This is a genomic window from Candidatus Margulisiibacteriota bacterium, from assembly GCA_028706105.1.
GTDB lineage: Bacteria > Margulisbacteria > Riflemargulisbacteria > GWF2-35-9 > DYQY01 > DYQY01.
The window spans coordinates 1-11,764 of the sequence record JAQWCF010000017.1 but is presented as its reverse complement, the minus strand read 5'-3'; the positions used below and the strand labels follow the sequence as shown (position 1 = coordinate 11,764).

Sequence of the window (11,764 nt, the reverse complement as noted above, 5' to 3'; positions counted from 1 at the left end):
AGTAATAATAAATTAACACAACTTACCTATATTATACTAGTGTTTTAATGTTTTATATAAAATTATAATGCTTTAACCCGTCTAAAATTGCGCCCGCAAATTTTTGATTAGAAAAATATACGCCTTTTATGCCAGTTAGCTCCTTTTGGTAATTCGCAACAACAACCCCATTACTCATCTTTGTTAGCATGTCCCTATCATTACCAGAATCACCAGCCACCAAAACATTATCCTTGTTAATTTTCCACTTATTACACACATGAATAACTGCTTTATATTTAGATGCTCTATAGGGAAGGATATCAATGTATTTTCCCTCTGCAACTACTAATTTGTACCTGACTCCGTTCTCTTTTAACATTTGATGCATGCTCTTAATTTTGCTGTAACTATAGTCGTCAATATTATAACTTATCTTTAGTTCCCGTTGGTCAAGTTGTGGTGTCAAAAAATCAAAATGTTGCAGAAGAGTTTTGATCTTCTCTGCTTCCCACTCATCACTCAAAAAAGAATTCCACCTCTTGTCAAAAACCAACTTATTGTTATTAAAATAATAAATCTCCGTGCCAACAGAAGTTATAAGTACTTGCGGAGTTGGAACCTTGTTTTCCTTCAAGATATTTAAAGCTGAATCTATGTCTCTACCTGTTGCAACACCAAAGCCAATCTTCTGCTCATTTGCTTTAAACCAATCAAGAAACTTACTCAACTCTTTGTCGTCTCCAAGAAGAGTATTATCTATATCTGTGATGATCATTTTCTTAAAATTAAACATTTTATCTTTGATTGATGGTTTTCTTTGCTTCTTATCTAAAATATTTTTATCAAATAAATGGTGAATGAATCTATTGCAATGGCTTTCCCAACTGTAATTATCTCTGATATTTTTTACCGCATTGCTTGAATACATCGTCCATATCTTTCTATCCACCAAAACCCCCTTGATGGCTGCAGAAATTTCTGCAGGATCACTAACGTCAACAAGAACACCATTATTACAGCTCTCAACTATATCTTTTGGTCCGCCATTATCAGTAGAAACAATTGGCAATCCAACTGCACCAGCTTCCAGTAACGTTAAACCAAAGGGTTCAATAAAAGCCGAGTTAACAAATACTCCACCTGCCTCGGCTACATATCTATATAATTCTGGTATTTCATATTCAAAATTGTGTGTTTTGGGTATAGCCATCTTTCCATATAAATCATACTTATCCATGGCAAGAAGCATATCCGTTAAAACTTTACCTTCTTGACTGTTCTTAGCTGTTATATCTTTCCTAATTCCAGCAAAGATTGCTAAATTGGCTATCATTTGCAATTCTTGGTCTTGCGCATAAGCTTCAATAAGCCCTTCAATGTTTTTTCTTTTTTCTGGTCGGCATATTGTCAAAATTATTGGTTTATTGGGATTAGAAAAAAATCTTTTTAGTTCTTTTCTGATATGCTCTCTAACACTCATGCTTTCTTGATATTCTTCTCTTTCAATAAAAGATCTATCATTCAAAAAATAATATGGAAAAAATTTAGCAGTATCTATCCCTGGAGGAACTACTTCATAATTGCCCTCTTTGAATGAATCATACAAGCCATACTGCTCATCAATTTCCTGTTGTGTGGAAGTAATTATTAGGCTTGCGCTTTGAATAATCTTTTCCTCAACCATCACTCGATATCTCATGTTAAAAGCCTCATCAATCTCTTGCTCTGTCATATCATGTTCTTGTAACCTGTGCTGTTTAGGAATTCCTAAGGAATGTCCTGTGTGCACAAATGGAACATCCAAAATACTAGACAATTCCCTTGCAACATAACCAGCGTCAGCATAATGGCTATGAATAACATCTATCTCTAAACCCTTTTCAATAATCACCCCAATTGCGTTCTCGACAAACTCATCTAATACTTTCCATAGTTTTTCTTTTTTTATATATCTTTTACCGCCTGCTTTTACTCGATAAATACACACATTCTCAGATATCTTTTCTTCTTCTTTTGCATAATCAGTAGAATACCTTTTATTTTCAAGAAGCTTGGTCATTACATGTACTTTTTCTACGTTAGGATTTTTACCTAACTCTTTTACATACTCATACACATATTTTGTTTGACCTCCTGTATCCGAGTCCCTACCTAACTCTAAGTTTTGACTACGAAACAGACCATGAATATTGATTACTAAAACATTTATTTTTTTATTCACCACTTATTACCCTTAATTCCTCTCTGCTTGCTTCATACCACTCATCATTATCAGGAATAGCTCCTTCTATCTGACAGATTCTAGAAGAAAAATCTGAAGCTAAATAAAGAGCGTCCTTTGGCTCTTTTCCCAACAAAATTGCAGTTATTAACATAGCAGAAAAAGCATCACCTGCACCAACAGTATCAACGACCGCTTCCTTAGCGATAACCTTAATAAATGTTTGCCCATTTGAATAAAGCAAGCTTCCCTTTTCTCCTAAGGTTACACAAATGCTCTCAATATTATACTCTTCTGAGATGTTTTTGAGTATTTTTTCTCTACTATTTCCAAACCGTTCTTCTTTGTTTATCTGTGCTAACTCATCTTCGTTTATTTTCAGAAAAGTACATGCTTGTAATGAAAATTCAATAATCTCATCATTGAAGCAGTTATCTCTTAAATTAAGATCACAAAACTTTATCTTAACGTTTGTTTTTTGGATAATTTGTCTGATTGTTTGTCTTGAGACTTCACTTCGTTGAGCCAAGGTACCAAAGTACAAAAGGTCTTTGTTCTCATTTATCAATTGAGAAACATCAGGAGTTAAAGATATCTGGTCATAAGCCACATCCTCAACAATATTATATGAAGGGATGCCTTCTCCAGCTAAAATCACTTTAACTATTCCTGTCTGAAAATCCTTTAAATGCTGGATATGTTTGATTGGAAAATTAAGCTGCTTGAGATGCTTAATTAATTTCTGACCTCGAACATCTTGTCCAATGGCACTAATAAAATTTACATTACCTAAAAATTTATTAAGATGGAAGGCAAAATTAAAAGGTGCTCCACCTAAATTCTCATACCCGTTATCTTCGAAAATGTCATAAAGCACTTCACCAATAACTAATGTTTTCTTTACTTCTCCATCCATAATTAAACCCTTGATCCTAGACGTATATATTCATTCACAAGAGTTATTATAGCACTTATTCTTTTGTGTTCTGAAAGTCGCTCCATTTAGCAGGCGAACATAACACTGATTTTTTGTTTGCAACTCTGCCACACTCCATACAAATATACTTAGGCTCAGAGACTTTATTTAAATACTTTTTTGTCTTATCTTTTAACTGACCCTTTTTTACTATTTCACAAAGCGTTTTCTTCTTCACACTAATCCCCCCTTTGTTTTGTTCTCAACAAAAAATCTTTTTTAGTTTTTCTTTAATGTTTCCATATTTTTTTGTTAGCTCAGTCTTCTCTCCCCTTGTGCTTGCCAAATACTCTAAAATCATTTTTTCATCATTAGTAAAATTTGTCGGGACATTAACGGCTACAGCAACATATTGGTCGCCTTGTCCTGTTCTGCCCAGATGAGGCATTCCCTTTGCCTTGAGACGAAAAGATGTGTTTGGTTGCGTGCCAGCAGGAATTTTTAAATCAACATCTCCAAATAAAGTTTTAACAACTACATTGGCTCCAAGCGAAGCCTGTGAATAACTAATTTTGTGCTTCATATATAAATCATCTCCATCTCTTTCAAAAAGAGCATGATTTTTAACATTTATGTAAACGAACAAATCTCCGTTTGTGCCATTACGTTGCCCGATGTTTCCTTCTCCAGATAGTCTCAGTTTAGAACCAGTCCTTATACCTGCAGGAACTTTTACGTTAATGTCTTTACTTCTAACTGCTCTACCTGAACCACTGCAATCAGTACATGGCGAGCTAATCACCTTACCTTCACCGTGACAAGTAGGGCAAACCGAAACCGTGCTCATCATACCTAAAAAAGATTGTCTAGTTTGTCTAACCTCTCCTCTACCTCCACAAGTATTACAAACCTGGGGAGTCTTACCGTCTTTTGAGCCAGAGCCACCACACTTGGTGCATTTCTCAAGCCTTCTAATTGATAAAAGCTTATCAACACCTTTAGCTGCTTCTTCAAGAGTAATACTAAGGTCTACCCTTAAATCTTCACCTTTGGACCTTACGTTTCCTCTGCCAGATGCTGCTCCTTTGGAACCACCAAAAATATCACCAAAGCCTTCAAAACCAAACCCCTCAAACATATCTCCAAAATTATTAAACATATCTCCGAAACCATTAAATCCTGCTCCTCCGGCATTACCAAAATCCATACCGTCTGCAGAACCAAATTGGTCATATTGTCTTTTTTTATTAGGATCACTCAAAACCTGATACGCTTCATTGATTTGCTTAAACTTATCGTCTCTATCGGCTCCTTTATAAACATCTGGGTGATACTTCCTTGCGGCTTGTCGAAAAGCACTTTTTATCTCAACTTCCGAGGCTTCTTTTTTTAATCCAAGAGCCTCATAGTAATCCTTATTCGCCATTTACTTGTCTCCTTAATAAGTTAGCCCCCGGTGTTTATGCCAGGGGCTAATTTGTGTACGCTCTATTTTTCTTCGTATTCTGCGTCTACAACGTTTCCGTCATCTTCTTTTTTCTCTGCTTCTGGTTCTGGTGCTGGTTCTGCACCTTCTGCGCCATCAGCTGATTGAGCTTGTTGATACATTTGCGTACTTACTTCATACACTGCTTGTTGAAGTACTTCTGTCTTTTGCTTAATTGCATCATTGTCCGTGCCTTTCAATGCTTCTTCAACATCTTTTGTGGCATCTTCAATTTTTTGCTTAAGCTCAGCATTAATCTGATCTTTGGCATCAATTAGCAATTTCTTGGACTGGTGAACCAGACTATCAGCACTATTCCTTACCTCAATCTCTTCCATCTTTTTCTTGTCTTCTTCAGCGTGTTCTTCTGCTTCTTTTTGCATCTTCGCAATCTCTTCTTTGCTCAAACCTGAGGAGTTAGTAATAGTAATCTTCTGTTGCTTGCCTGTACCCTTATCAACAGCTTTTACATTAACAATACCGTTAGCGTCGATATCAAAGGTTACTTCGATTTGAGGGATGCCTCTTGGTGCTGGAGGTATTCCATCTAAATGAAACCTACCCAAGGTTCTGTTGTCTTTCGCCATTGGTCTTTCTCCTTGTAATACATGAACCTCAACGCTTGGTTGACTGTCCGCAGCAGTACTAAATACTTGGCTCTTAGAAACAGGGATTGTTGTGTTTTTATCAATAACCTTTGTAAAAACAGAACCCATCGTCTCAATACCCAAGGAAAGAGGAGTGACATCTAGTAAAACAATATCCTTAACATCACCAGAAAGAACTCCACCTTGAATCGCTGCCCCTAAAGCAACACATTCATCAGGGTTAACTCCTTTGTTTGGTTCCTTACCAAAAAATGCTTTTACTTTTTCCTGAATAATTGGAGTACGTGTTGTACCACCAACTAAAATAACCTCGTCAATGTCTTTGGTGGAAACACCTGCATCTTTTAAGGCAGTTTTACATGGCTCAATACTTCTTTCGACGTATTTTTCAATCATCTGTTCAAACTTTGCTCTTGTTAAAGCTATGTTCAAATGCTTTGGACCATTTTGGTCAGCAGTAATAAATGGCAGATTAATATCTGTTGTGCTTGTAGAAGAAAGCTCTATCTTCGCTTTTTCTGCTGCTTCCTTTAATCTTTGAATGGCCATTGTGTCTTTAGAAAGATCAACTCCATTATCCTTTTTAAATTCTGCTACTAACCAGTCCATAATAGTTTGGTCTATATTATCTCCACCTAAATGCGTATCTCCATTAGTTGATAACACTTCAAAGACTCCATCGCCCAACTCCAGAATAGAGACATCAAACGTGCCTCCACCAAAGTCATAAACGACTATCTTCTGGCTACCTTTACCTTTATCCAAGCCATAAGCCAACGCAGCTGCTGTTGGTTCATTGATAATTCTTAAAACCTCAAGCCCTGCAATCATCCCTGCGTCTTTTGTTGCTTGTCTTTGACTATCGTTAAAATAAGCCGGCACAGTAATAACTGCCTGAGTAACTGCTTCTCCTAAATAAGCTTCGGCATCTACCTTACACTTTTTTAGTATCATGGCTGAAATTTCTTGCGGGCTATAATGCTTACCAGAAATATCAATCCCTGCATCTCCATTTTTCCCAGCTGTTACCTTAAAAGGCACCATTTTTTCTTCTACTTTTACTTCAGCTTCTTTTCTTCCCATAAATCTCTTAATAGAAAAAACAGTATTGTAAGGATTAGTAACTGCTTGCCTTTTAGCAACCTGCCCCACTAATCTTTCTCCGTCTTTTGCAAATGCAACAATTGAAGGTGTTGTTCTGCCTCCTTCTGAGTTATTGATTACTACCGGCTTATCGCCTTCCATAACTGCAAAACATGAATTTGTCGTACCTAAGTCTATTCCTATAACTTTTCCCATTTTTCTTTCTCCTTTCGAATTTTTACTCCGCTACTACCACCATTGATGGTCTTAGTAGCCTATCATATAACTTGTAACCTTTTTGATATTCCTTGATAACTTTACCACTCTCGAACTCTTCGGAAACTTCTTGAGAAATCGCTTGGTGCACATTAGGGTCAAAGTTCTCTCCAAGTGCAGTTATCTCCTGAACTCCGCTTTTCTCTAACAAGTCCTCAAACTGTTTAAAGATAAGCGAGAAACCTTCAAAGACCTTCAGTTGCTCGTCTGGAATATTGTTTGGATGTAAAGCCACATTAAGACTATCCAAAATCGGCATTAATTCCTTAATAAACTTTTCTAAAGAATATTTAACAAAATCTTCTTTATCTTTTTCCATCCTTTTTCTAAAGTTTTCAAATTCCGCTCTCTTTTTAAGAAACTGATCCTGCAAATCTTTATTGGCGTTTTCAAGGTCTACTATTTTGAGCTGTAAGTCCTCAACAATTTTTTTTGCTTTAACTTTTGATGACTTATCTTGCTTAACGTTTTTAGAATGTTTGTCATCTCCAGCTAACCTACTGTCAACATCTACAAAAAATGGTTCCACTTCCTGCTCTGATTGTTCCACCTCTTCTTGTTCTTCTTCTATCAAATTCTTCACCTCCTATAACTATTTTTTTAAATGAATATTTTCTTAACCTTATCATCCAGGCTCTTCATTACATTCTTTAACTGTGCAAAAACTTTGCCATACTTCATTCTTGTGGGACCAAGAACGCCAACTCCGACAACATCCTTTTCCCCAATCGCTACTTTACCCGCTACGAAAGAAGCATCTTCTAGTCCATTTGTTCGGTTTTCTTTACCTATCAGCGCTTTAATGTCGCCATTACTTTCTAGCACAATATCTGAAAAAAGTTTAACAATTTTTGCCTCATCTTCCAGCACCGAATGAACATTTTTAAGTGCCCCTATCTTTTGGAACTCTGGCTGTAAAAAAAGCTTGTTACTTGTTTTGTTTATAACTTTATTATTGCTCAACAAGGACTTTCCTCTTTCAAACACTTTGCTTATCTGTCTTAAAACCTCAGTATATGAAGAAAACCTTGCTGTTAACTCACCAAAACTCTGGCTATACAATTCTTCCAACGAAGCTACTGGACAATCTCCGCAAATATTATTTAAATATTCAGATATTTTATTAAGCTCTTGCTGTGATACTACTGTATCGTGTGGTAGTGACATTATTTCTTGATAGTAGTCACCATAATTATCCAGCATGCTGACCATTATCTGATGCATGTTTAATAAAACCACTTGAACAAATTTGATTGTATTTTGTTTAAAGCTTTCTGTAACTATGATTACTGGATACTCTGATAAATCAGAAAGTATCTCTGCTGTTGTTAACAATAAACTATTTATACTTGAATACACTGAACTAACGGCATCTTGGATAACTACCTTTTCTTCGTTTGGAACTTCCGAAAAAAACATCAGCTTATCAACATATAGTCTGTAACCTTTATCGGTGGGAACTCTCCCAGAAGAAGTGTGCAGATGTTGAACATATCCTTCTTGTTCTAGCTTCATCAGGTCGTTGCGAATAGTGGCACTACTAACATTTATTCCAATATTATCAACCAATTGATTTGACGATACGGGTAAAGATGTTTCCACGTAATTCTCAACCAACTTGCTCATTATTATTTCTTGTCTATCTAAATATTGCATGAGCTTATTTTAGCACTCATCTCGAACGACTGCCAATTTCTTTCCTTTAAAAAATGAACAGTCCTGACAATAAGTGTACAAATATTAAACAGTTTAATGTCTATACGTTTTTTCATGGTCTAATGTTGAAGATGGACCATGACCCGGATAGACCGTTAAGTTTTCTTCTATCTCCAAAAGCTTTTTTAAAGATGACCGCATAGCTGAAGCGGAACTATTCCAAAGGTCTGTTCTGCCTATTCCTCCAAAAGCAAATAAAGTATCACCACTAAAAAGATTATTACCAATTAAGTAACAAACAGACCCAGCAGAATGTCCCGGAGTAGAAATAACCTTGGCGCTAAGCCCTCCTTGTTGTATAAAGTCACCCTCATTAATTGTTTTGTCATATTTAGCGTCTATTAATGGTCTACCCAAATAGGCTTCCCATATCTTATTATTTGTTAAAAAGGGAATATCTTCTGCGTGGACATAAACTGTCACTTCTGGAAACAATTGCCTCAATCTAGCAACTGCCTCAATATGGTCAAAGTGACCGTGAGTTAATAATATTTTACTAGGGGAGACCTTTTCTCTCTCTAAAACTTCTATTATTTTTTTAGAATCATTACCAGGATCAATTATCCAACAATTATCCTTGGAATCTACTAAAATATAGCAATTTGTGTCGATTACTCCTACTTTGACTGTAAATATTTGCATGATACGCATAATAGTATTAAAAACTGCTCTATCTGACAAGAAATAATGATATAATTGGCTTATGTTGAAAAAAATAACTAGAATCTCGCTCATACTTATTGCTTTTTGTTTTATTCAAGCTACAGAAACAGCGATCACTGTTGATAACACCATTATTAGCACCAAAGAATTTAATGTTATTTTTAATCAATTTGTAAATAATTATAAATCCTATCAATTATTTCAAGACAAACCACTTGATCACGCAGAAATAATAGAAATTAAACAAGCTGTTCTGGATGAACTATTAGAAGAAGCTATTACAAAAAAATATGCTAACCAAAAAAATATTTTAGTTAGTACAAAAGAAATTCAAGAAAAAATAGAACAAATAAAAAACGGATTTCCTAATGAAAAAAGTTTCTGGAAAATATTTAAAGACCAAAAGATTAGCTTTGAAGAACTGGTCGCTAGTTTGGAAAAAGAGATTCTAAAAAAGAAAATTATTGAATATATTTCCACCACTGATATTACAATCACAACCGACGACCTGAAAGAACATTTTCAGCAAAACGACTTAGGAGAACTACCTTTCAAGTATAATATTTCCCTTTTGGTAACAAGCAATAAAAAGTATTTAGTCTCTCTTCAAGACAATCAACAAGTCGACTTCAACAAATCTTTGATAAACAAAAAACTATCTTTAATTAGTCAAAATGTTTACGAAGTTGACATAACAAAAAATATACAGGAACTTCTTAAGGTAATCTCTGTTGGAGAAAATTCCCCTTTATTAGAGTATGATAAAACCAACTTTTTTATCATAAAGCTTAATTCCATAAATATTGACTTTACAGCCATTCCAAAGCAAATAACCTTGGCAATCAAAAATGAGAAAAAAACCCAAGCCTATCAACATTGGCTAAAAAAGAAACTACAGGGAAGTGCTCTGGCGCTAAATGAAAACCTTTTTCCAGCTGAGAACTTTAATACAGCCAATTTACTTTTATTCAGCAAAATGGAACCGAAAGAAACTACAGGCAATATCAAAAAATAAAAGAAGGAGCTGTCTTGAATGGAACAATATTTAGTAGAATACAAAAAACTCTGGGAAATTATGCACAATCTTTTGTCTCCAGAAGGTTGTCTTTGGGACAGAGAGCAAACCCACTCCTCATTAAAACATTACTTAATTGAAGAAACATATGAGTTCCTTGAGGCGATTGATGAAAACAATTTTGCCAAAATGGAAGAAGAGCTAGGCGACTTGCTGTTCCATGTTGTTTTCCATGCCGCTATTGCTGAAAGAAATAATTCGTTCTCGTTAGCTTCTGTAACTGAACATATTAATAGCAAAATGATCCGTCGTCATCCACACGTTTTTTCAGACACAACAGTAAATTCTGTTGCTGATGTCTGGACACACTGGGACGAAATCAAACGAGAAGAAAAAAAAGAAAAAAAAGAAGAAGGGTCTCTTTTAAAAAATATTCCGAAAAACCTACCTGCCCTATTAAGAGCTGAAAAGCTTCAAAAAAGAGCCGCTAGAGTTGGCTTTGATTGGGCAAATGTTGCGGGAGTATGGGAAAAAATTCACGAAGAAATCGAAGAAATCAAAACAGATATAAAAAAAGATAATATTGAAGGAATTAAAGAAGAAATTGGTGATGCTTTGTTCTCTTTAGTAAATCTTGCTAGGAAATTTAATATTGATCCTGAGGAAGCCCTCCAACTTTCAAACAATAAATTTATGAGCAGATTCACCTACATTGAAGATTCGCTTAAAAAAACTAATCAAGAATTACAAGATGCTTCACTTGAAGAAATGGACGCTCTCTGGAAAGAAGCTAAAAAAGCTTTAAAAAAATAAATCCCCACATTGTATGCATTTTTTCTTCAATCATTACGATAAATTAATATAGTCTTTGTTTGGAGGCAACTAAGTGGAAAATAAAATCATTAGCATAAAGCCAAATTATGTAACAACTAAAATTGTTCATCATGGAACGCTAGAAGGCCTCCTTCTCAAGGCTATTTTTTTCATGGATGGAAAACACGGTGGTTATGAAAATACCGTGACAGCCAATAAAAGAATCGCAACCTTCTGGTCAATCTGCACTACAGATGGTGTTTTTGATTCTGACGATGCCCACAGAAGAACTCTGTCCTTAGAAGAGCTTTATGAGCTAATGGGTACTCCAGAAGAAATACACAATATCTATCTACAACAAAAAATAACAATACCCGAAGGGTGCGTTAACACCAAAGGGCAACCTAGAATCATCTCCTTTCATTCAGCTAAACTGAATAATGGGGAAGAACTTTTTGCCTCAATCGAAATTGAAATAAAAGATAAACTAGACTTAAATGCTTGTACCAAAGAATCTAAAAAAGATATGTGCCAATGGTTTAATTTAACAGAACGATTAGCTTGGATGGACGACGAATGGGGACTCTGAAAACCTTAAGCTAATTATTACTGCTATCAATTTATACTATTGTTATCTTTTGTAAAACTACCTGCGATTTTAGCAAAATTTTGCAAAATAACTTTATAGTCCTCTAGATATAACAATAATGTTTCGTTCTTCTTGGCACTTAGTACAATGGAACCAACATAGTCATTATTCAAAGAAAAGTAGGTCACATACTCATACACCAAGTCTTTAACTGACCAATAAGTGATTTCATAGGGCACAGGGCTAGAAATTGTCATACTAGAGGATTGATACTTTGCTTCTTTAATTTTACTTGTTTTATTGAATTTCTGTATCTTAGTAAAGATTTCAAATTGATAATTAGTTGGGATGATTTCGCAATACATAATTACTGGAGAATTGGTCCAACGATAGTTT

The 11,764-nt window shown here is 35.1% G+C and carries 12 protein-coding genes; 3 read left to right on the top strand and 9 right to left on the bottom strand.

The features are described from left to right. Positions 1-52 precede the first annotated feature (52 nt). The 8 genes from PHF25_02975 to PHF25_02940 form a co-directional block, all read right to left on the bottom strand. A complete protein-coding gene (locus PHF25_02975) occupies positions 53-2,203 on the bottom strand; it encodes an HAD-IIB family hydrolase (GenBank protein MDD4526983.1) in 2,151 nt (716 codons plus the stop codon). Beyond that, complete coding sequence (locus PHF25_02970) at positions 2,196-3,119, bottom strand: PfkB family carbohydrate kinase (GenBank protein ID MDD4526982.1); 924 nt, start codon at positions 3,117-3,119, stop codon at positions 2,196-2,198. Before PHF25_02970 ends, PHF25_02975 begins: the two co-directional genes overlap by 8 nt. Positions 3,120-3,174: 55 nt before the next feature. After that, on the bottom strand, positions 3,175-3,357 hold the full coding sequence (locus PHF25_02965) for a hypothetical protein (GenBank protein MDD4526981.1): 183 nt from the start codon (positions 3,355-3,357) through the stop codon (positions 3,175-3,177). A gap of 24 nt (positions 3,358-3,381) precedes the next feature. Continuing rightward, the gene (gene dnaJ, locus PHF25_02960) at positions 3,382-4,545 is read right to left on the bottom strand and encodes a molecular chaperone DnaJ (GenBank protein ID MDD4526980.1); all 1,164 of its coding nucleotides are present in this window, start codon (positions 4,543-4,545) and stop codon (positions 3,382-3,384) included. A 62-nt stretch (positions 4,546-4,607) separates the two neighbouring features. Beyond that, on the bottom strand, positions 4,608-6,512 hold the full coding sequence (gene dnaK / locus PHF25_02955) for a molecular chaperone DnaK (GenBank protein ID MDD4526979.1): 1,905 nt from the start codon (positions 6,510-6,512) through the stop codon (positions 4,608-4,610). A gap of 22 nt (positions 6,513-6,534) precedes the next feature. Further along, the gene (gene grpE / locus PHF25_02950) at positions 6,535-7,146 is read right to left on the bottom strand and encodes a nucleotide exchange factor GrpE (GenBank protein MDD4526978.1); all 612 of its coding nucleotides are present in this window, start codon (positions 7,144-7,146) and stop codon (positions 6,535-6,537) included. Positions 7,147-7,172: 26 nt separating this feature from the next. Beyond that, positions 7,173-8,228 carry a heat-inducible transcriptional repressor HrcA gene (hrcA, locus tag PHF25_02945; protein MDD4526977.1) on the bottom strand — a complete coding sequence of 352 codons (1,056 nt, stop codon included), beginning with the start codon at positions 8,226-8,228 and terminating at the stop codon, positions 7,173-7,175. A gap of 93 nt (positions 8,229-8,321) precedes the next feature. After that, the gene (locus PHF25_02940; protein MDD4526976.1) at positions 8,322-8,930 is read right to left on the bottom strand and encodes an MBL fold metallo-hydrolase; all 609 of its coding nucleotides are present in this window, start codon (positions 8,928-8,930) and stop codon (positions 8,322-8,324) included. A gap of 61 nt (positions 8,931-8,991) precedes the next feature. Here PHF25_02940 and PHF25_02935 point away from each other — a divergent pair, with 61 nt between their 5' ends. From PHF25_02935 to PHF25_02925, 3 genes are all read left to right on the top strand, one after another. Next, positions 8,992-9,966, top strand: a complete 975-nt coding sequence (locus PHF25_02935; protein ID MDD4526975.1) for a SurA N-terminal domain-containing protein — start codon at positions 8,992-8,994, stop codon at positions 9,964-9,966. Positions 9,967-9,984: 18 nt separating this feature from the next. Then, positions 9,985-10,779: a nucleoside triphosphate pyrophosphohydrolase gene (gene mazG / locus PHF25_02930; protein ID MDD4526974.1), complete on the top strand. Its 795-nt coding sequence runs from the start codon at positions 9,985-9,987 to the stop codon at positions 10,777-10,779. 73 nt (positions 10,780-10,852) lie between these two features. Next, entirely contained in the window at positions 10,853-11,368 is a 516-nt protein-coding gene (locus PHF25_02925; protein MDD4526973.1) for a hypothetical protein, read from the top strand. Positions 11,369-11,394: 26 nt separating this feature from the next. On the opposite strand, the gene PHF25_02920 is transcribed toward PHF25_02925, so the two are convergent. Continuing rightward, on the bottom strand, positions 11,395-11,764 hold a 370-nt coding region (locus PHF25_02920; GenBank protein ID MDD4526972.1), incomplete at its 5' end, for a hypothetical protein.

Coding starts and splice junctions, on each gene's coding strand:
- PHF25_02970 (MDD4526982.1), bottom strand. CDS start 3,119: ATGGATGGAGAAGTAAAGAAAACATTAGTTATTGGTGAAGTGCTTTAT.
- dnaJ (MDD4526980.1), bottom strand. CDS start 4,545: ATGGCGAATAAGGATTACTATGAGGCTCTTGGATTAAAAAAAGAAGCC.
- dnaK (MDD4526979.1), bottom strand. CDS start 6,512: ATGGGAAAAGTTATAGGAATAGACTTAGGTACGACAAATTCATGTTTT.
- hrcA (MDD4526977.1), bottom strand. CDS start 8,228: ATGCAATATTTAGATAGACAAGAAATAATAATGAGCAAGTTGGTTGAG.
- PHF25_02940 (MDD4526976.1), bottom strand. CDS start 8,930: ATGCAAATATTTACAGTCAAAGTAGGAGTAATCGACACAAATTGCTAT.
- PHF25_02935 (MDD4526975.1), top strand. CDS start 8,992: ATGTTGAAAAAAATAACTAGAATCTCGCTCATACTTATTGCTTTTTGT.
- mazG (MDD4526974.1), top strand. CDS start 9,985: ATGGAACAATATTTAGTAGAATACAAAAAACTCTGGGAAATTATGCAC.